This is a genomic window from Lysinibacillus sp. NPDC093688 (assembly GCF_050280145.1).
Lineage (GTDB): Bacteria > Bacillota > Bacilli > Bacillales_A > Planococcaceae > Lysinibacillus > Lysinibacillus xylanilyticus_B.
Genome location: NZ_JBNNUX010000003.1, coordinates 180158 through 200540, shown reverse-complemented (window position 1 = coordinate 200540; position 20383 = coordinate 180158). Strand labels below are relative to the sequence as shown.

Below are 20383 nucleotides of genomic sequence, written 5' to 3'. Positions count from 1 at the left end.
CCACAAGTATACAAAATAACCTATAATCATTCAAAGAGCGAATTCTGAAATTTATAATAGCAATGCAATTCATAAAGTATGTTAAACTAGTGCCATCTATAACACGATAAAGAAGGCGAAATGTATGACATTTGAAGAAATGAAAGCTCAGCTTATAGAGCGGATTTTACAACAGCAACTTGTTACTGCGACAATCAGTCAACCACGTATGAAATCAAACGAAGTAAAACGTATAAAGCTAAAACCTTTATTATTGAAGGATGCTTACCATATACAAGTTGAATATCAATTTGAACGTATTTTAAAGCATGAAAATGTTCTATTAGAAGATTTCCCTGAGAAGCTAGAAGCATTTTTGAACGATTACCGTCAAGCACATATTGATTATATTGATGAAAAAATACAAGTGCAGCTATCAAAAAAGAACAAAGTACTATGGAAATCTGATAAGTCCTCAACGCCAAAGCAAGTCAATTTAACGCATAATCGCAAGAAAAACTATTTACTGGCAGAGGATAAGCCATACCCATTTTTAATTCGTCTTGGCGTACAAACAGAAGATGGAAAAATAAAAAAACAAAAATACGATAAATTTAAACAAATCAACCGCTTCATCGAATTTATTGATGATGCATTAACATATTTACCAAAGGATCGTCAGGTTCGTATTTTAGATTTCGGTTCAGGCAAATCCTATTTAACATTCGCCTTATACCATTATTTAAAAATCGAAAAAGGTTTAGACATTCGTGTCACTGGTTTGGATTTAAAGAAGGAAGTCATTGAAGAATGCTCACAAATCGCACAGGATTTAGGCTATGAGCAGCTCGAATTTCTAGTAGGAGATATTAATGATTATAATGATGAGTCTGCGGTGGACATGGTCGTAACGCTACATGCTTGCGATGTTGCCACTGATATGGCATTGGCCCGCGCCGTAAAATGGGGAGCAAGCGTTATTTTAAGTGTCCCTTGTTGCCAGCATGAGCTAAATCGCCAGCTAAATACACCAGCTCTTGATATCATGCTTCAGCACGGTCTCGTACGCGAGCGTTTTTCAGCGCTTGCAACGGACGCAATCCGAGCAGAAATTTTATCACTTGTGGGCTATGAGGCACAACTGCTAGAGTTTATCGATATGGAAAATACACCAAAAAACATTTTAATAAGAGCTTATCATACTGGTAAAAAGCCAAGCACTGAACAGCGCGCTAGCTATGATGCGTTTTTAAAGTTGCTAAATGCCAAGCCGTTTTTAGCGAATGAGTTACAAGCTTACCTTTAAAATGCCGCGGTATTTGTGAGTAAAGCGCAGGGATTCACGCTGCTTCTGCGGGTATTTCATCGCGAAGCGCGGGTATTCACTCCTTCCACGGGTATTTCATAGCGTAGCGCGGGTATTTCATAGCGTAGCGCGGGTATTCGTCATCCTTCCGCGGGTATTTCCGAATTTGCTTAATCAAATAGAAAGGGCGGTCCAATAACTTTTGGACCGCCCTTTCTATTATAGTTCTTGTCGTAATGCTTGAATAACGTCAATTTTCGTGGCCTTACGTGCCGGACGATAGCCTGAAATCATCGCTACACCAATACTAATCGCTGATGCAATAATAACGAGCTGCCAAGGAATAAGTGAAAATGTAATGTCATTTTTACTAAATGCCTCTTCCCCTGTTGCTGCTTCTAGAATTAAAGGCAGTGCAGCATTTGCTACAAAGCTAATAACATATGAAATGGCAACAGCTATTAAAGTTCCAATAATACCAATGAACGTACTTTCCATTAAGAACAATCGTTGAATAAGCTTTGGACTAGCTCCAATCGCCTTTAAAACACCGATTTCACGAGTACGCTCTGTAACTGCCATTGTCATTGTATTGAAAATGCCAATCGAGGCGATCAAGACAGCAATTGTTCCTACAAAAATTAAGCCGATTTTTAAAACTAGGAAAAATACATTCATTTGATCTAATTGTTCAGTCACCGAATAAACGTTATAGCCTTTGTCTTTTAGTTTTTCTAATATCGGTTTTACATTTTCCATGCTATCAGCAAAAATATTGAATTCTGAATGAAACACGTCATCCTCTTTAACATTACCTGTTGCTACTAAATTAGTTGCTAGCATTGGCTTTTGCTCTGTATCCATATAAATAGAGTTATTGATCATCCAATCATAAGAAGGCTTCTTCATAACACCGACAATCGTATACTTTATTTTCTCTCCTTCTTCTGCCCCATCAGTACGTGGCATTAATGACAATTCGATCTCTTTACCAATTAATGAGTCCTTATAGCCTTCCTCACTACCATTATAATACGTGCCTTCTACTTCAGCTTTTTTACTCTTTTCTTCAATAATTTTGCGCTCAGCATCATTTATTAATGTTTGAGCAAAATGATAACCAACAACGATTTCGTTTGGTTTTGTTGGATACTTCCCTTCCGCAAGCTTGCCATTTACTTGCGCAAAATCATGCATATTCGCAACGTATACATCAGATAGTGTATCGCGATCCTCAAAAAATGAATGTGCGGATGCATTGACAGTAATCGTTTCAAGGACTGTTTCCACATGTTCTATACTTTTTATTTCATGGACTTGTTCCTCTGTAAATTGATCATTACCAAACACTTGAATTTTCGTAATATTTTCATCCGATAATATTTCATTACGTATGGAATCCTGCAGCCCAAACCCAACTGATGCGAGGACAATCAAAAATGCACAGCCCATCGTTGCCGCCAGTACTGTCATAAACACACGTAATTTATTTTTCTTTATATGCTGTGTAACAAAATCTAATTGATCTTTAAATAACATGTTATGCTTCCTCCTTTACAAGTTCCCCGTCGTACATGCGGAAACGTCGGTGTGCTATCGTTGCTACTTCCTCATCGTGAGTAATGATGACAAATGTTAAACCAAGCTCACGGTTTAGACTTTGAATGAGCAACAATATATCTTGCTCTGTTTCCGAGTCAAGACTTCCTGTCGGCTCATCTGCTAACAAAATCGGTGGGTTTGTAATTAGAGCTCTCGCAATACTAACACGCTGTTGCTGACCACCCGACAATTCATTTGGGTAATGGTCTGCCACCTCCGTTAAACCAACCTTGTCCATTAATTTTTTTACCTTTTCTGTACGCATAGCTTTCTTGATACCTTGTAACTTTAATGGTAGTTCTATGTTTTCAAACGCTGTTAAGCCTGGCATCAATTGAAAGTTTTGAAAGATAAATCCAAACTGTTGCAAGCGAAAAGCTGCACTTTCTACTTCAGTGAGATTAGCTGTTTCCTTTCCGTTTACCTTAATAGATCCTTGTTCAAATTTCATAAATCCAGCTAGTATTTGTAGTAAGGTTGATTTACCGGAGCCACTTTTACCAACAATTGCGACAATCTCTCCTTTTTTCACCTCAAAGTTGACACCTTTTAATACCGGCACCTGCTTTTCCTTGCCTTTCTTTCCAATTAAAAATGTATGTTGTAAGTTTTCAACCTGTATCATTTTTAAATAAACACCCTTTCACATTCTTCTGACTCATCACCATAACGTGTGGTTGATTTCCGTTCCGACTGGGCTCTTTCCTGGGGGCGTCCGATGAGCCCCAAGGAGTCGCCCAGCCTCCACTCCAATCAACTTCTATGCATGGATAAATATCATCCCAAACTTATGGTTATGAGCCCTTCTTTCTCTATTGTAGTAAAGAATTCTTAATAAAGTTGAAGGATAAAAATGAAGATATTCTTAAGAAAGGGGAAAACTATAAGCAAAACGATTCCTTTACATTCCCTTTACAATTCTGAGATATAAGTTATTCAAAAATTTATGTCTCCATAGTATTCTTTTGTAGTAAACAGAAAGTAAAAACCTTTATAAAACCTATTTTAAAAGCACTTTTCTGTATTAATAAAAACAAATACAGTGATGCCCTTATTATTTTATGAACAAATTGTATATTACAGGATTGTAAAGTTTTATGGAGAATAGAAGAATTTTATGTAGATAAATTAAAGATTTTGTTATGATAGTAAAGTTTAGAGGCCAATTTATTTATATCCAGGAGGATTCGATTTACATGCTTAACTCAAAAAAACAAGACCCTTTCTTTATAGCTTTGCATAAAATTGCTGAGAATATGAGAGAGGCCGTACATTACGCAAATGATTTTCGTATTAACAGTGTAGCTGACTTAAAAGAGATTAGCATTACTATGAAAAATTACGAAACAGCTGGTGATAAGCTCATTCACGAACTAATCGTGATGCTAAACAAATCATTTATGACACCTATCGAACGCGAAGACATTCTAGAATTTGCAATTCGTATGGACGACGTATTAGATGGTACGGAGCATTGTATCGCTCATTTTGAGATGTTCTCTCTAACTGAGGTTGATGAATCAATGCGTACTTTCTTAGGCTATATTTCAAAAGGTGCTGATGAAATTGTGAAAGCAACAGAAGAGTTAAAGAAAAAGAATCTTATTGGCATGCGCCCACACGCAATTCTTATTAAGGACTATGAACGTGAATGCGATGAAGTACAACGTTCATCTATTAAACAACTATTTTTAAATGAAAAAGATCCAATTCGACTTATTAAATATAAAGATATATATGAACAACTTGAAGATATCGCTGATCATTGCCAAAACGTTGCAAATACTATGGAAACAATTATCATGCGTAACGCGTAATTAGGAGATGGGCACTTACAATGAACACAATCATTATACTAACTGTACTGGTCGTTATCTTTGCCCTAACATTTGACTTTATCAATGGCTTCCATGATACAGCAAATGCTATCGCAACTTCAGTTTCTACTAGAGCATTGAAACCTCGCGTAGCTATCATGATGGCTGCGACGATGAACTTTATCGGAGCTATTACTTTCGTCGGTGTTGCAAAGGCTTTAACAAAAGATATTGTAGATCCATTCTCTTTAAATGCCTTTGCAGGAGACACGACAGGATCAGTCGTTATTTTAGCAGCATTAATCTCCGCTATTATTTGGAACTTACTAACATGGTATTTCGGTATTCCATCGAGTTCTTCACATACTCTGATTGGGTCCATTGCTGGTGCAGCAATTGCATCTGCAGGCTTCGGGGTTCTTAACTATGGCGGTTTTACTAAAATCATTATGGCCTTAGTGCTATCACCAATCCTTGCGATTTGCGCTGGCTTTATTATGATGACATTGTTTAAATTATGGTTTAAAAACTTAAATTTATATCGTACGAATAAAGGCTTCCGTACGATGCAAATTTTCACTGCCGCCATTCAATCTTTTACACATGGTACAAACGATGCACAAAAGGCAATGGGTATTATGACGATGGCATTAATCGCTGGTGGTTTGCATACAGGAGATGAAATTCCTTTCTGGGTACGAGCTGCAGCAGCAACTGCAATGGGGCTTGGTACTTCTATCGGTGGCTATAAAATTATTAAAACAGTCGGCGGTAAAATTATGAAAATCCGTCCAGTAAACGGAGTTGCCGCGGATTTAGCATCTGCGTCTATTATCTTCGGTGCTACATTAATTCATCTACCAGTTTCTACAACACACGTTATTTCTTCCTCTATCATGGGTGTCGGCTCTGCACAACGTGTACGTGGCGTAAACTGGGGGATGGCGCGTAAAATCGTCACGACTTGGGTTATTACAATGCCAATTTCTGCAGTTATGGCAGCTATTATTTACATTTTATTATCGTTATTCTTTTAGCTTCTCGGACACAATTATGCCGAGGCATAATTGATTTTGATTGCATACTAAGACTCCTGTTCCTTATTAGGGACAGGAGTCTTTACATTATTACACGACAAAATGTGACACATCCTTTACACTATTTTAAAAAGGAGGATAGCACCTACTATGAAAACTTTTTCAGCTTTTATAACAGCCCACGCTAAAGCTATCGTAGCCTTATGGTTCGTCATTTTTATTTCCATGGCTATGTTTGCTATACAACTTCCAAATAAGCTTCATGGCGACGGTTTCTTTGTGAAAGGAGATCATACCTACGTAACCAATGAGCTTGCCAAAACATTTGATTTACCATCCGATACAATTTTGGTCGTCTTCCATCCAGCGGACGATAAGAAAATTCAAGATACATTAAAAAAGTTGAAAAAAACAAAGGAGATTCATTCAATCCAATCACCACTCGATGATGCTTCTTTACAAAAGAATGGTGTAGCATATGCCATGATTCATCTTAAAAATAATATTGATCATCTACCGGATGTTGTGAAAGACATCCGTTCATTAATAGAGGATGACGGTGTGAGCATTACAGGCGGACCTGTTATTTCAGCGGACATCAATACAGCCAGTCAAAAGGATTTAGCGTCAGCGGAGGCAATAGGCTTACCAATCGCTATCATAGTGCTATTACTAGCTTTCGGTACTGTCGTAGCCTCCATCTTACCTATCATTATTGGCGTTGTTACTGTTGTCACCGCGTTTGGAATTTTGACTTTGTTTAGCGGTAATGTCAATTTATCGATTTTTGTATTAAATATAGTCCCCATGCTTGGACTTGCATTAAGCATTGATTTTGCCTTGTTGTTTATTAACCGATATCGCGAGGAACGTGCCCACACTTCCATTGTACAAGCTATTCAAACAGCTATACAGACAGCTGGCCGTTCAATCATCTTTTCTGCTGCTTGTGTCATGATTGGCTTAGGTGCCATGATTGTCATTGACGTCGAGATTTTTCACAATATCGCTTTAGGAGGCGCAATTGTTGTATTTCTTGCAGTACTTTCAGGCTTAACCTTGCTACCTGCTACGATGATGTTATTAGGAGATCGCCTTAATAAATGGCGCCTATTACGTGTAAAATCTGATGGCGCAAATCGTTGGCGTGGCTTTGCCGGTTTTGTCATGAAATATCCTGTTGCCATCGTTATTGTAGCTTTATTATTACTAGGTATTGGTATGATTCCATTGAAGGATATTAAACTTACAATTCCTCAGGTGGATTCATTACCGGCGAAATATGAGGCACGTGCAGCTTATGATCAGTTAGACGAAACGTTCGGACTTGGCGATACCTCAACTTTATATTTGTTAGCAGAACGTAAGGAAGGTTGGCAAAATGCTGAGGCAAGAGAGCTTATTTACACTATTCAAGAAAAGTTGCTTGATGACCCATTAGTAAATCAGGTATCAACCATTTATACGACGGCTAACATTAAGTCACCTGAGGAACTGACAGCTTCTTTGAAAATTCCACAAGTGGCAGAACAATTAAAACCAATTCTAAATACGTTTGCTAAAGATAAACAACTCTTTATCCCAATTACATTGAACGCAGCCGGTTCATCCACTACTGCTCAAGAATTTGCTCGAACATGGAAAGATAAAGATTTAGGTGTCGATTTTACTCTCGGAGGTCATGCGAAATTCAATCAAGAGATTTTCGATGAAATTGCTAGTAAAATTTTCTTGGCTGTCTCTATTATTATTGTTTCAACGTTCTTTATTTTAATGATCGCTTTCCGCTCTATTTTAATCCCACTGAAAGCGATTATTATGAATATCATTGGACTTTCATCAGCCTTCGGTATTCTCGTCTATATTTTCCAGTATGGTCATTTGGGCATTGAAGCCGGTACGATTGTCCTTATTATCCCAGTAATTGTATTTTGCCTTGTATTCGGCTTAAGTATGGACTATGAAGTCTTTTTAATATCTCGCATTCAAGAGGAATATCAAAAAGGGGCGGATAATACACGTGCCACGATTGACGGTCTAACTTCTACAAGTCGTATCATTACGTCAGCAGCGCTTATTATGATTGTTATAACCGGGGCATTCGCTTTTACAGATGTGATGCCCGTGAAGCAAATTGGGGTTGGTATAGCTGTTGCGGTCGCCATCGATGCAACCATTATCCGTCTCTTGCTCGTACCAAGTCTTATGAAGCTCTTTGGGAACTGGAATTGGTGGCTACCCTTCACGAAGAAACAAAAATAAATGGAGATCAATGATGCCTCGGCACATTGCATTTTACGTTAATAATTGTAGCTGACGTTTCACTTTCGCTACGAAAACATTTGCTGAAAGAAGTAAAAAAATCCGCTCCCTTACACAAAGGTTGCGGATTTTTCCTTATTTTGAATAAATACGGTCGTACCATTCTTTTGCTGCTTGTACCTCAGGCATTGTTAGCTGATGACCGTAATTAAACCATACAGTTGTCACCTCTGCCCCAGCTGCCGTTAAAAGCGCCTCTAAGTCTTCGGATTCCTGAGCAGAACACATTGGATCATTCGTTCCAGCACCGATAAAGACAGGAATAGAAGAAAGTGTAGGCAATTCAAGATCACGTCTAGGCACCATTGGATGATGCAGGATTGCACCTGCTAGAGCATCCTCATAATGGAATAATAGGCTAGCAGCTATATTCGCACCATTAGAGTAGCCGATAGCAACAACTCGATGACGGTCAAAGCCATACTGCTGTGCTGCTTCTAATAAAAAGTCATTTAATTCCTTCGTACGGAAAATTAAATCCTCTATATCAAAAACCCCTTCCGCTAATCGACGGAAAAAGCGTGGCATACCATTTTCAAGTACATTTCCACGGACACTTAAAATGCTTGCTGTCTCATCAATTTCCTTTGCAAGGCCAATTAAGCTTTGTTCATTTCCACCTGTACCGTGTAACAATAAAAAAGTTGGTTTTGTTTCATCTATTCCTTTATGAAAAACGTGCTGCATTTACAGTCCACCTCTCGATTATCTTGAATTCGAGATAATTGTAGCCTGTGGCAAAATTAAATTCAAGCTCTTTGACTTATTAATTTCGCGATTTTCACTATTGGGCTGTTCCTTGTGGTCTTTGTAAAATTTTGTGATCGTAAATACTGAAAATAAACAAGCAGCTAGAACAACAACAATAACTATTCCCACTAATTTTTTCCCATTCATTCGTTCGTATCCCCCGAATTACTTATTTCTTTTTACGAAAACCTTCTTCTAGTAAATATTCTTTCGCAGCATCGTGTGTACCAAAGGCTTCCTCTAAATTTTCTCCATGATAAACATTCCACGAACGTTGCTCAAAGGCTAGCATTAATTGAGCACCTTCACGATTTTGCCATACCTCTTCGATTGGTTCTTGATCCTCTGCTTCTTCCGATAAATATTGAATGGCATCTTCAATAATTTCACGAAGCTGTTGTTCATCGTAGTCACGAATATTTACTAAGCCTTTATTTGCTTCTTCCTTATAGCGCAATAAATCACCGACAAATACGAAGCCGTTGCCATTTGGGTGTAGTTTTTCCACAACAATTGTTTTTTCATAAAGACTATCCATAAAGTGATAATTTACGCGTTTCAATGAAATTTCCTTCTTTGTCAGTTCAGGAAATGAGTCGATGATGGCTTGCTTTTGTTCAAATGTTAGCATATAAAAATGCTCCTTTTCTATTCAATATACCTTACAGTATAACTTATTCTTCCTGTTATATCGAAGTAAAATAGGAAGTACTAAAAGTAAAGTTTCATGTCCATAACGTGTGGATTGATTGTGTGGGTTGATTTCCGTTCCGATTGGGCGCTTTCCTGGGGGCGTCGGGCCAACAGATGTTTTTTTGCGCGAAAGCATAGCGACAGCGGCACCGAGGCAGGTCACGAAGATCAACTTATATATACTCTTTAAAAATTGATGAAGAAACAAGAAACCAGAGCCTAATCATTTTCTACTATAAAAGTAAAAATCCGCTTTAACTCTCTGCGGAAAAAGCAAGAGCACACCGATGTTGCTCATACCTTATTCACGGAAAGTGAAGCGGATTTACCGTTTACAATTATCCTAGGATTCTTATGAGGCTTTTCAGACTCCCTACAACTTCATAACATTTTATCTTTTACAAACTGAATAACATGTGCAACGTATAGTTCCCGGTAAGGGACAAATTGTGCAGTACTTACTGGGCGCACAATTTTCACTCGTTGACCATCAGGGAAATATTCATAGCCTTCAATATTCAAAGTAGCTGTTTCTCCTAAAAAGAATGCCTCTGCCTCATCAAGCTTTGCTCGAACGACCCCTGACACTTCCTCATACTGCAAGTTAAATGATTCCCAATCATGTTTGAATGGATATATAAAAACATGACAAAATTCATTGTCAATCATGTTTTCTGAAACGATACTACAAGATGTCATGCCCATTTTAACAACTTCGTGTACGTCGACATCGAGTCCTAGCTCTTCCTTCACTTCACGAATTCCTGATTCTACTGTCTCTACGGCTAATAGATGCCCCGCCGCTGTAATATCAAGCAAACCAGGATAGTCCTTTTTTTGTGCACTACGGATTTGGAAATAGATATAGTCCTCATTGACAAGCCAACAGTGGAATGTTTCATGCCATAGCCCTTTTTCATGTACCTCTGCTCTCGTTGCTGTCCCTATCTGTTCATGCTGTTCATTAAAAACTTTCACAATTTCTTGTTCCATTTTTCCCGACTCCTATACCGACTTCGTAGCCTTTTTCTTAATCACATTCCGTTCATCATAAATATTGGACGCGATCACTTTTAATACTGCATAAAACGGTACAGCAATGATAATACCAATAAAGCCTGCAATATTACCTGCTGCTAAAATAACTGTAATAACGGTTAACGGATGGATATCGAGTGTTTTCCCCATTACATTAGGCGTTATAAAGTTACTATCAATTTGCTGCGCCACGAGTGTGACAACAGACACCCATATGACTAACACTGGATCCTGAACAACAGCCACGATCAGCGCTGGTGTAAAGGCGATCCATGGTCCTATAAACGGAATCATATTCATAAAGAAAGCAAATATAACAAGAAGTAATGAATACTCTAAACCTATAATTAAATACCCGACATACATAATGAGTGCTAGTAAAAAACTAATTTGTAGCTGTCCTTGTATATAGCTACGTAAAACACTATCAATTTCACTTAACGTTTTCTTCACCCATTCACGACGTTCACCACTAAAATATTTATAAATGGATGGTGCAAATTTTTCATGATCCTTCAACATAAATATAAAGAAAAATGGAATTAAAATAGCTAATAAAGAAACTGAAACAACTGATTGTAAAAACGATACTAGTCCCTTACTTGCCGCAAAAGCAATATCCTGCACATAATTCGCCATATTGTCGATTAAATCTTTTAACTGCGGTGGGAAGTTATCCCTGTTTTTCAACACATAATCAGCTGCCTCTTGAATACTAGCACTAATCTGTGGTACATTCTTCGCTAAATTATTTACCTGTACTGCAATCGGATTACCAACGATCCACCCAAAGCCACCAACAAGCGCAATTAATCCAATGACTATCGTTAATATGCTTGCCCATCTCGGCCATTTACGCTTCTCTAAAAACCTCTGAATCGGCTCCGTAACATAATACAAAACGCCGCCAAGCAATAAAGGTACAAAAATAGCCTTTAAAATAATAACAAGCGGCGAAAAAATCCAATGAATCTCTATAAAATATTTAATGACTAGTAGCGCAAGTAAAATCCCTACGCCTACTTGAAACCAAACTTTCCTCGTCACTTTCATTCACTTCCTTTTATCTCAGTTACTGAAAATACTACTTATATATTAACCATTTAGCAAGTATCCTAGTATTTATTGTCTAAATAATAGAGTTTTAAAACAAAAAAATTCGCAACCCTCCAGCGGGCAATCCCGCAAACCCCTCAAATGCCAAAGCATCTGAGTAGGCTCATACGGTTTGCCTTCCACAGGAGTGTCGCAAATTTTCACAATGTAGCAGTTTATAATTTTGTATCGTCTACTGAATTTAAGTAATCTTCAATATCTCCAATAACCGATTCAACACAGCCGTCCTCAAATGGTGAAATTAAGCCCGCTTCTTTTACAAGCTTCGTAAAGGACATAGAACCACCTAAACCACATAAATGAATATAGTCCTTCCAGGCAGCTGCAAATTCTTCACGTGAACGTTTCCAGAATTGGAATGCACAAATTTGCGCTAACGTGTAATCGATGTAATAGAACGGACTTGAATAAATATGACCTTGACGTTGCCATATACCACCTGCTTCTAGATAGCTGTTATGATCATAGTCACGGTGTGGCAAATATGTCTCCTCAATTTTTTCCCACGCAGCTTTACGTTCAGCCGGTGTCATATTCGGATTTTCATAGATCACATGCTGGAACTCATCAACTGCAACACCGTAAGGAAGGAATAATAAGCCACTACTTAAGTGTGTGAACTTATACTTTTCAGTGTCCTCCTTAAAGAATAACTCCATCCATGGCCATGTGAAAAATTCCATACTCATCGAGTGAATTTCACAAGATTCATATGTCGGCCATAAATACTCTGGTATTCCGATGTTACGACTTGAATAAACTTGGAAAGCATGTCCAGCTTCATGTGTTAACACATCGATATCACCTGAAGTACCATTAAAGTTCGAGAAGATAAATGGTGAGTGATAGTTTTCGATAAATGTACAATAACCGCCACCCTCTTTACCTTTCTTCGCCACTAAGTCCATTAATTCATGGTCAATCATAAAGTTGAAGAATTCACCTGTCTCAGGTGATAGCTCCTCATACATTTTTTTACCGTTTGCAACAATCCATTGCGGATCGCCTTTTGGTGTAGCATTCCCTGACACAAAGTTGAATGCTTCATCATAGAACTTAAATTCAGAAATACCAATACGCTTTGCCTGGCGTTCATATAACTTAGTTGCAATAGGTACGATTAAATCACGAACTTGGTCACGGAATTTCTTTACCATATCTGCATTATAGTCAATGCGATTCATTCGAATATAGCCTAGCTCGACATAGTTTTTATAGCCCAATTTAACAGCGATTTCATGACGCATCTTAACAAGGTCATCATATAGTCGATCAAATTCCCCTTCATGCTCAGTAAAAAAGCCAAAGCGCGCATCCGTTGCCGCCTTACGCATTTCGCGATCAGTAGACTCTGCATATGGACCAAGCTGGGCAAGCGTTAATGTTTCACCATTAAAGTCAATTTGCGCAGAGGCAACTAGTTTATTATATTCCGAAACGAGCTTGTTCTCCTTTTGCATTAGATCAATGACTGCTGGTGAAAAACCTTTAATTTGATAGGTTGCTAAATCAAATAATTGCTGGCCCCATTTTTCTTCTAACTGCTCACGGAATGGTGAAGCGATTAGCGCCTTATAATATTCTGTTGTTACCTCTTCCAGCTCAGGTCCAACCTCGTCAAAATAATCGCGTTCTGCATGATAAAATTCATCATTTGTATCAATCGAAGCACGAATGTACACTAGGTTCGCCATCGTAGCATAGTCATTACTCAATCCGTTTAATTTTTCAATTATTTCACTTTGCTCGTCCATCGTTTGCGCATTTTTAAATTGGTCAATGAAAGATAATTGTTGCTCTTTCATTGCCTCAATATTCGGACGGCTGTATTCATAGTCTTTAAATGTTTTCATAGAAGTCCCCTCTTTCTGTCATATACCCCGTTATATTTCTATTATATGCCAAATCTATATTATTAAGAAATAAATTAATAGCCAAATACATATGTTTTTAATAATGCTGCCCTTTCACGTAGCGTTAACTTCAATTCCACCGATTTTGGCGTTTTTGCCGCAACGACATCTACTTCAAAACCTAAAGACTCCGCTAAATATTTCGCACGCTTTAAATGAAAATCATTAGAGACGATCGTGATTTTCTTAGTTCCTTTAGGCAAAAGATCTTTACTAAATAATAAGTTCTCATAAGTTGAAGTAGATTGGTCTTCCACTAATACTCTATTAGCATCAATACCATTGTCCTGTAAGTATTTAAGCATGACTGAAGCCTCTGTCCGATCTTCATCTTCCCCTTTTCCACCTGACACAATCACTTTTACATGAGGATACTTTTTCAAATACTTTACAGCCTCTTCTAATCTATTTTTCAAAGAAAGCGATGGAATCCCTCCCGGTTTCACCTTCGCTCCCAGGACAATCATGTATGAAGCAGTTCCGTTTGCAGCTGGCTGGACCCCTTGCTTCATCTCCTCGCCGAGCCAAATATAAACAACACTACTTATAGCAAGTAGTATAACCCCTAATCTTATTACCCATTTCTTCACGATTGATCCCCCCTTACCATTTATTAACGTGCAGAGGAAAAAAAGGATGCTTGTACTAAAATTACTGTACAAACACCCTAATCGATTATCTTAATATAAAGCGCTTAATAGAATCCTGTAACGCAGTTATTTCATCTGTTAAATCATTGGAAGATTCGCTAACAACCTGAATGGCACGCTGCTGTTCATCAACCGATGCCGTTACTTCCTCTGATGCAGCAGCATTTTTCTCACTAATCATCGCAATACTTTCGATAGATTGCATAATATCATTCTTTGAGCTATTCAAATATTCTACTCCTGTAGTCATTTCCCTAATTATAGAAATGATTTCTTCTACGGCCAATTCTATTTCCTTAAAGGATGACTCTGTTATGGCAACCGAATCATTTTGCTGACGAACAATGACGTCTGTCTTCTTCATCTCATCGTTCACTAAATTAGTTTCACTTTCAATTCCCTTTAAGGTTGTACGCACTCGCTCTGTTGCTACAGATGTTTGATCCGCTAACTTACGTACCTCCTCAGCAACAACTGCAAAGCCCTTGCCATGCTCCCCAGCTCTAGCCGCCTCAATAGAGGCATTCAATGCAAGTAGATTCGTCTGATCAGAAATCTCCGTAATAGTACCGACGATCCCTTCAATTTCCCTGACTTTCACAATTAAGCTATTAAATACAACATGAACATTATGAATCAATTCTGAAGACTCGTGTGATTTCTCTTTTAAGCTCTTTAAATTTAAGAGCCCCTCTTGATTTGATCGCTTCATATGTTGGGATGCTTCAAGCATTACTTCATTTTTGTCATGCAATACTTCAATCTGTTGTGCAAAATCAATGGCAGTTCTATTCGTATCCTCTGCATCCGAAGCTTGCATTACTGCACCGTTTGAAACTTCATTTATCGCTTTTACTATTTCATCTCCATAAGCGTTTGTTTCCTCTGTCACAGATGTTAAATTTGACGATGTCGATTGAATTTCTACAATAGCTTCCTCTACATCTGTAATTAATGTTTTCAGTTGATCAACCATTTCATTAAAGCCTTCATTTAACTGACCAATCTCATCTGAGCGTTGTAGATTTTCAATTTCTACAGTTAAATTCCCCTTGGCTACCTCACGTACACGTTTTGATAATTTTCGCACTGGTAAAGCTAAATGTCTTGAAACCATTATGACAACTGCAGTACCTATAATGATGGCACCTAATAATGTAATACCAATGACGAGTAATAATGAATTAGCCCCTTTATTAAAGTCTTGCATATATGTACCCGATGCAATGATCCAGCCCCAATTAGGATCCTTTGCAGAATAAATTATTTTATCAGCTAATACATCTTGACCCGGCAGCTCAAACTCATATTGTGTAAATCCCCCACCAGCAAGTGCTTTTTCGGTTACTTCCCGAATAAAGTAATTGCCGTTACTATCTTTACCGTCCCATAGGTTTTCCCCTTCTCGGGTCGGATGGGCTATAAATGTCCCTTTTTCATCTAAAACATATAGATAACCATACTCCCCTAAGTCTCCAGGATATTTACTTGGCCTCTTCCCTTCACTATCCTTTGGTCCTAGAAGTGCCTCACGCACTTGCTCCTGTGCAACTTCTAAAGGAATGTCGCCCCTCTTAACACTCTCATTCGCAAGCTCAATTAATTGCAAAGAAGATTCAACACTATTTTTAATAACTTGTTCACCAATATCATCCATACCTTTTTTTGCTTTACTATAACTAATTAAACCTATAACTAAGCTAGGGATAATTAATAGTGCTAACGAAATGATAATTAGTTTCCCCTGTATTGAACGTGAAAACTTCATGCTTTAGCCCCCCTTCTTTCCTCTTTCACTATGACTATTAATCTATATTATGTTATGATTAGGGATTTTTCACAATGGGTAAAATGTAATTTACGTTTGAATTATTCGCCTTTTTACGCAAATATGCTCGATAACTTAACGAGGGGAGTATATCCATTCCTATTGGGCCATTTCCCGGGGGCGTCCAGCCTTCACTCCAAATCTAACAAATATGATTCCAAACTTTTAATGACGAGCTTCAAATATGCATACACACATTTCAATAGTTAAGAAAAAACTATCTTTCTACAGGGGTATGCCTTATAGAAAAATAGTTTTTTGATTGTTATCGTTATTAAAATGTTTAGACACTATCTTAACTCTCGTCTATGATATGATTTTAATCCAAACCACTAAAGATAATAAAGTAGCGAAAAGGGTCGGGATTGTTAAAATAATACCTATTTTTAAATACTGAACCCACCCAATCTTTATTCCTTTTTGCTTCAGTATATGGAGCCATAACAATGTTGCGAGTGAGCCAATCGGTGTCATTTTAGGACCTAAATTTGTGCCTATGACATTTGCATAAATAAGCCCTTCTTTAATAATTCCAGTCGCACTAGTTTCAGCAATAGCTAATGCATCAATCATTACAGTTGGTAGGTTATTCATAATAGCTGACAAAATCGCTGCTATAAACCCCATCGTTATTGTCGCTACCATCAACCCTTGCTGTATAGCGTGCTCTAATAGACTTGCTAGCAATCCTGTCATTCCTACATTTTTCAAACCGTAAACAACCACATACATACCGATAGAAAAGAACACAATATTCCACGGTGCGCCTTTCACAACTCTCTTTGTATCTACAATATGGCTACGTCGTGCTAGTAGGAAAAAGATAGTTGCTACACCACATAAAATAAATGACACTGGAATTTTGAAAAACTCACTCGTTAAGAAACCAACTAATAGAATGGCTAAAACATACCATGATAATAAAAATAATCTCGAATCACGAATTGCAAGCTTTGGATTATCAACCGCCTCGAGTGAATATTCTTTTGGAATCGAACGGCGAAAGACAATATAAAGTACAACAACGCTTGCTAGTAAAGAAACGAAGTTCGGTATCAACATATGTAGGGCATATTCCATAAATCCAATACCGAAATAGTCTGCCGACACAATATTTGTTAAATTACTAATGACTAACGGTAAAGATGTTGTGTCCGCTATAAAGCCACTTGCAATAATAAATGGAAAGATCATTTTATCGGTTAAATTCAATTTACGGATCATTGCGAGAACAATTGGTGTTAGTATTAAAGCTGCACCGTCATTTGCAAATAACGCTGAAACAATAGCACCTAGACAGGAAAGGTAAATGAATAAGCGTATACCACTTCCCTTTGCCACGCGTGCTATATGTAGGGCAGACCATTCAAAGAATCCTATTTCGTCTAAAATAAGTGAAATAAAAATAATTCCTATAAACGATAACGTTGCATTCCAAACAATCCCTGTCACCTCAACAACATCTTGCCAGGTAACAACTCCGAGCATTAACGCAATTGCAGCACCAAAACAAGCAGACCAGCCGATCGATATTTTACGTGGCTGCACTATTACAAAAAATAAAGTTACTAAAAATATCGCAATAGCTAAAATAGCTTGCACCATTTTCCTCCCTAATTAAAAACCAGTAGCTTTATTCGCTACTGGTTTCTTATGTTTAAATTATTCGCCTAAATCTGCATTATGATAAACGTTTTGGACATCCTCTAAATCTTCTAATACATCAATTAATTTTTCAAATTTCGCAATGTCGTCACCAGTTAATGCAACTTCTGTTTGTGGAAGCATTGAAAGCTCTGCTACTGTAAATTCTTGAACGCCTGCTGCTTTTAGTGCTTCTTGTGCAGCAAAGAATTGGTCCGGCTCAGCATAAATAATGACAGCCTCATCTTCTTCTAGAATATCACGAGCATCAACATCTGCTTCCATTAAAATTTCAAGAACTTCATCTGCTGATTTACCTTCTAAACCGATAACCGCTGTTGAATCAAACATGTAGGCAACAGATCCACTGACACCCATATTCCCATTATTTTTACCAAATGCTGCACGTACATCAGAAGCTGTACGATTAACATTATTCGTTAAAGCATCCACGATTAACATAGTGCCTGCTGGTCCGAAACCTTCATAACGTAATTCGTCGAAGTTTTCATCTCCGCCACCCTTCGCTTTTTCAATTGCTTTTTCAATAATATGTTTAGGAACACTGTATGTTTTTGCTCGTTCAAGAACAACTTTAAGGGCACGGTTTGATTCTGGATCTGGCTCGCCTGATTTAGCTGCCACATAAATTTCACGTCCAAATTTTGCATTGATACGGCTTGTGCTTTGGTCTTTAGACGCTTTCTTTTCTTTAATATTGTTCCACTTACGACCCATAGTTTCCACTCTCTTTCAAATTATAAGTTTATCAATTACGCCTCGGCGTAATTTCGTCCGGATGTTTTATTTTCATTTAAACACCCATGAATAGGATTGCACTCATCTTATATAGATCTTCCACTGAATGAAGATAAAATCATAAATGCGCAGTTGCACATTTGTAAATGGTGATTAAATACTTCTCGTATCTTTACTCTGCAAATAATAACACAAATGATGCTTACAAAGCTAGATATGCCAATGTTTAAGGTAACTTTATTAAGTCATTAATTGCAAAAATTTGTTTCACTTAGAGCCACTTGGGATGATCACCAAAACGTGTGGTTGATTTCCGTTCCGGCTGGGCGCTTTGTCGCTGCCGCTTCGCTTTCGCACAGAGCAAAGCTTCCTGGGGGCGTCCGATGAGCCGCTTCACTCGCGTTGCTCGCTCCAGGGTCTCGGGCCAACACGATGTTGGTCACGAAGGCGTTATCACAGGATGTGATGGTTTTAGCCTTCGTTCCCCTATCGCTGATCCCCAAGGAGTCGCCCAGCCTCCACTCCAATCAACTTATTTACATAGTACGTTTTAACAAAAGTCATCCACTACTTTTGATGATGGACCGCCACTTGACAATTGGTTTTCTACTTTGATTTTTTCTAATAGTGCATGACAGCCTTCTAAAACTAAATCATAGGTTTCTTGGAAATCTCCTGTATAGTACGGATCAGGAACGTCTTTTCGATGGTTAGTTAAATCTAAAAAGCGGAAAATTTTTGGGGAATCAGGATTCCCCAACATTGTGCGGATATTACGTATATTGCTTTCATCCATGCCAATAATGTAATCAAAATTTTCAAAGTCAGCCTTTTGTAATTGTCGGCCTTGCATCCCTTTTGTTGAGATGCCATATTCTTTTAGCTTATTTTGTGTTCCCTTGTGAGGTGGTTCGCCGATATGCCAAGAGCTTGTTGCAGCCGAATCTACATGGACTTTATGACTCAAATGCTCTTTCTCTACCAAATCACGCATGACCGCCTCAGCCATTGGTGATCGACATATATTCCCTAAACATACAAAAAGTACTCGAATCATTTTTATGTCCTCCTACAATCAATGTCGCCTTGGCGCAATTGTAGCTGTCGCTTTGCTTTCGCTACAATTAACATCTGTATCTAACGTTTTATCTTTTCAGCAAAATATTTGTGAATGCAGATAAAGCACTCAAAATCAATCGATTCTGAGCGCCTTCTAAGTTATCCCACATTACTTGCAGTATGCTACTACTTCAAGTGAATGTGAAGATTTTAGTTTGTGTTCTTCACACAGAGGGTTCTCCTCGTTGTTTCACTTTATTTCTTTTCTGCTGCAACTCGCTTCTCTAATTCTTCAGTTAATGCTATTAATTCATGCTCAAGGCGAAGTGTAAATTCCTCGCGCCCTTCTTTACCTTTACCCGTTACGTAAAATGGCTCGCCATAAATTAGATAACCTTTTCCACGCTTAAAGACATCTCCAGCATTACGTGCACCAACATAAGCAGCTGGTACAATTTGGGCTTTAGACAGCTGCGCTATTGTAATCGCACCTTGCTTTAAATCCGAACCTTCTGCATTTCTTGTACCAGATGGGAAAATCCCTACGATTTTACCCTCTTTCAATAACTGTGAAGGGATTTTAATAACACTTGGTCCTGGATTGTCACGATCAACCGGAAAGGCATTTAATCGTTCAATAAGCCAGCCAAGACCTTTTATATCAAACAACTGCTTTTTAGCCATAAAGTGAACTTCTCGAGGAGTCATTGAGACTCCAAGATTTAAAATATCAACATAGCCCGTATGTGTACATGCAATAATAAACCCACCTTCCTTCGGTAAGTTTTGCTCTTCATATACACGCGCTTTTGAGCCCGTTAATTTCAATATCACTTTTACAACATTCGCTATAAATTTATACACTGTTTC

Annotated in this window: 18 protein-coding genes; 4 read left to right on the top strand and 14 right to left on the bottom strand. The window is 38.0% G+C overall.

The window, feature by feature from the left end; all coding sequences use genetic code 11:
• Positions 1 to 124: 124 nt before the first annotated feature.
• Positions 125 to 1285, top strand: coding sequence for a class I SAM-dependent methyltransferase (locus ACQKN2_RS04690; RefSeq protein WP_427413914.1), 1161 nt, complete (start codon positions 125 to 127; stop codon positions 1283 to 1285).
• Positions 1286 to 1504: 219 nt separating this feature from the next.
• Here ACQKN2_RS04690 and ACQKN2_RS04685 read toward each other — a convergent pair whose 3' ends face one another.
• Complete coding sequence (locus ACQKN2_RS04685) at positions 1505 to 2824, bottom strand: ABC transporter permease (protein ID WP_427413913.1); 1320 nt, start codon at positions 2822 to 2824, stop codon at positions 1505 to 1507.
• Position 2825: 1 nt separating this feature from the next.
• Complete coding sequence (locus ACQKN2_RS04680) at positions 2826 to 3512, bottom strand: ABC transporter ATP-binding protein (protein ID WP_427413912.1); 687 nt, start codon at positions 3510 to 3512, stop codon at positions 2826 to 2828.
• A gap of 571 nt (positions 3513 to 4083) precedes the next feature.
• On the opposite strand from ACQKN2_RS04680, the gene ACQKN2_RS04675 reads away from it, so the two are divergent.
• The 3 genes from ACQKN2_RS04675 to ACQKN2_RS04665 all read left to right on the top strand — a co-directional run bounded on the left by ACQKN2_RS04675 (position 4084) and on the right by ACQKN2_RS04665 (position 8003).
• Positions 4084 to 4704 carry a DUF47 domain-containing protein gene (locus ACQKN2_RS04675; protein ID WP_197143807.1) on the top strand — a complete coding sequence of 207 codons (621 nt, stop codon included), beginning with the start codon at positions 4084 to 4086 and terminating at the stop codon, positions 4702 to 4704.
• A 20-nt stretch (positions 4705 to 4724) separates the two neighbouring features.
• Positions 4725 to 5741 carry an inorganic phosphate transporter gene (locus tag ACQKN2_RS04670; RefSeq protein WP_427413911.1) on the top strand — a complete coding sequence of 339 codons (1017 nt, stop codon included), beginning with the start codon at positions 4725 to 4727 and terminating at the stop codon, positions 5739 to 5741.
• Between the two features lie 150 nt (positions 5742 to 5891).
• Positions 5892 to 8003: an MMPL family transporter gene (locus ACQKN2_RS04665; RefSeq protein WP_427413910.1), complete on the top strand. Its 2112-nt coding sequence runs from the start codon at positions 5892 to 5894 to the stop codon at positions 8001 to 8003.
• 135 nt (positions 8004 to 8138) lie between these two features.
• Here the strand turns inward: ACQKN2_RS04665 and ACQKN2_RS04660 are convergent, their stop codons facing one another.
• The 12 genes from ACQKN2_RS04660 to ACQKN2_RS04605 all read right to left on the bottom strand — a co-directional run bounded on the left by ACQKN2_RS04660 (position 8139) and on the right by ACQKN2_RS04605 (position 20377).
• A complete protein-coding gene (locus ACQKN2_RS04660) occupies positions 8139 to 8750 on the bottom strand; it encodes an alpha/beta hydrolase (protein WP_427413909.1) in 612 nt (203 codons plus the stop codon).
• Between the two features lie 18 nt (positions 8751 to 8768).
• Positions 8769 to 8960, bottom strand: coding sequence for a hypothetical protein (locus ACQKN2_RS04655; protein ID WP_197143811.1), 192 nt, complete (start codon positions 8958 to 8960; stop codon positions 8769 to 8771).
• Positions 8961 to 8982: 22 nt separating this feature from the next.
• Positions 8983 to 9444, bottom strand: coding sequence for a hypothetical protein (locus ACQKN2_RS04650; protein WP_427413908.1), 462 nt, complete (start codon positions 9442 to 9444; stop codon positions 8983 to 8985).
• Between the two features lie 443 nt (positions 9445 to 9887).
• Positions 9888 to 10499 carry an NUDIX hydrolase gene (locus tag ACQKN2_RS04645; RefSeq protein WP_427413907.1) on the bottom strand — a complete coding sequence of 204 codons (612 nt, stop codon included), beginning with the start codon at positions 10497 to 10499 and terminating at the stop codon, positions 9888 to 9890.
• Positions 10500 to 10511: 12 nt separating this feature from the next.
• Positions 10512 to 11597, bottom strand: coding sequence for an AI-2E family transporter (locus ACQKN2_RS04640; protein ID WP_427413906.1), 1086 nt, complete (start codon positions 11595 to 11597; stop codon positions 10512 to 10514).
• Positions 11598 to 11815: 218 nt separating this feature from the next.
• Positions 11816 to 13513, bottom strand: coding sequence for a M3 family oligoendopeptidase (locus ACQKN2_RS04635; RefSeq protein WP_427413905.1), 1698 nt, complete (start codon positions 13511 to 13513; stop codon positions 11816 to 11818).
• Positions 13514 to 13587: 74 nt separating this feature from the next.
• On the bottom strand, positions 13588 to 14163 hold the full coding sequence (locus ACQKN2_RS04630; RefSeq protein ID WP_427413904.1) for a YdcF family protein: 576 nt from the start codon (positions 14161 to 14163) through the stop codon (positions 13588 to 13590).
• 85 nt (positions 14164 to 14248) lie between these two features.
• Complete coding sequence (locus ACQKN2_RS04625; RefSeq protein WP_427413903.1) at positions 14249 to 15991, bottom strand: methyl-accepting chemotaxis protein; 1743 nt, start codon at positions 15989 to 15991, stop codon at positions 14249 to 14251.
• 366 nt (positions 15992 to 16357) lie between these two features.
• Entirely contained in the window at positions 16358 to 17656 is a 1299-nt protein-coding gene (locus ACQKN2_RS04620) for an arsenic transporter (RefSeq protein ID WP_427413902.1), read from the bottom strand.
• 57 nt (positions 17657 to 17713) lie between these two features.
• Positions 17714 to 18433, bottom strand: a complete 720-nt coding sequence (locus ACQKN2_RS04615) for a YebC/PmpR family DNA-binding transcriptional regulator (RefSeq protein ID WP_323647756.1) — start codon at positions 18431 to 18433, stop codon at positions 17714 to 17716.
• 571 nt (positions 18434 to 19004) lie between these two features.
• Positions 19005 to 19511 (bottom strand): low molecular weight protein-tyrosine-phosphatase, encoded by a 507-nt coding sequence (locus ACQKN2_RS04610; RefSeq protein ID WP_427413901.1) that lies wholly within the window; start codon positions 19509 to 19511, stop codon positions 19005 to 19007.
• Between the two features lie 257 nt (positions 19512 to 19768).
• Entirely contained in the window at positions 19769 to 20377 is a 609-nt protein-coding gene (locus ACQKN2_RS04605) for a lysophospholipid acyltransferase family protein (protein WP_427413900.1), read from the bottom strand.
• Positions 20378 to 20383 lie beyond the last annotated feature (6 nt).

Coding starts and splice junctions, on each gene's coding strand:
- ACQKN2_RS04690 (WP_427413914.1), top strand. CDS start 125: ATGACATTTGAAGAAATGAAAGCTCAGCTTATAGAGCGGATTTTACAA.
- ACQKN2_RS04685 (WP_427413913.1), bottom strand. CDS start 2,824: ATGTTATTTAAAGATCAATTAGATTTTGTTACACAGCATATAAAGAAA.
- ACQKN2_RS04680 (WP_427413912.1), bottom strand. CDS start 3,512: ATGATACAGGTTGAAAACTTACAACATACATTTTTAATTGGAAAGAAA.
- ACQKN2_RS04675 (WP_197143807.1), top strand. CDS start 4,084: ATGCTTAACTCAAAAAAACAAGACCCTTTCTTTATAGCTTTGCATAAA.
- ACQKN2_RS04670 (WP_427413911.1), top strand. CDS start 4,725: ATGAACACAATCATTATACTAACTGTACTGGTCGTTATCTTTGCCCTA.
- ACQKN2_RS04665 (WP_427413910.1), top strand. CDS start 5,892: ATGAAAACTTTTTCAGCTTTTATAACAGCCCACGCTAAAGCTATCGTA.
- ACQKN2_RS04660 (WP_427413909.1), bottom strand. CDS start 8,750: ATGCAGCACGTTTTTCATAAAGGAATAGATGAAACAAAACCAACTTTT.
- ACQKN2_RS04655 (WP_197143811.1), bottom strand. CDS start 8,960: ATGAATGGGAAAAAATTAGTGGGAATAGTTATTGTTGTTGTTCTAGCT.
- ACQKN2_RS04650 (WP_427413908.1), bottom strand. CDS start 9,444: ATGCTAACATTTGAACAAAAGCAAGCCATCATCGACTCATTTCCTGAA.
- ACQKN2_RS04645 (WP_427413907.1), bottom strand. CDS start 10,499: ATGGAACAAGAAATTGTGAAAGTTTTTAATGAACAGCATGAACAGATA.
- ACQKN2_RS04640 (WP_427413906.1), bottom strand. CDS start 11,597: ATGAAAGTGACGAGGAAAGTTTGGTTTCAAGTAGGCGTAGGGATTTTA.
- ACQKN2_RS04635 (WP_427413905.1), bottom strand. CDS start 13,513: ATGAAAACATTTAAAGACTATGAATACAGCCGTCCGAATATTGAGGCA.
- ACQKN2_RS04625 (WP_427413903.1), bottom strand. CDS start 15,991: ATGAAGTTTTCACGTTCAATACAGGGGAAACTAATTATCATTTCGTTA.
- ACQKN2_RS04620 (WP_427413902.1), bottom strand. CDS start 17,656: ATGGTGCAAGCTATTTTAGCTATTGCGATATTTTTAGTAACTTTATTT.
- ACQKN2_RS04615 (WP_323647756.1), bottom strand. CDS start 18,433: ATGGGTCGTAAGTGGAACAATATTAAAGAAAAGAAAGCGTCTAAAGAC.
- ACQKN2_RS04610 (WP_427413901.1), bottom strand. CDS start 19,511: ATGATTCGAGTACTTTTTGTATGTTTAGGGAATATATGTCGATCACCA.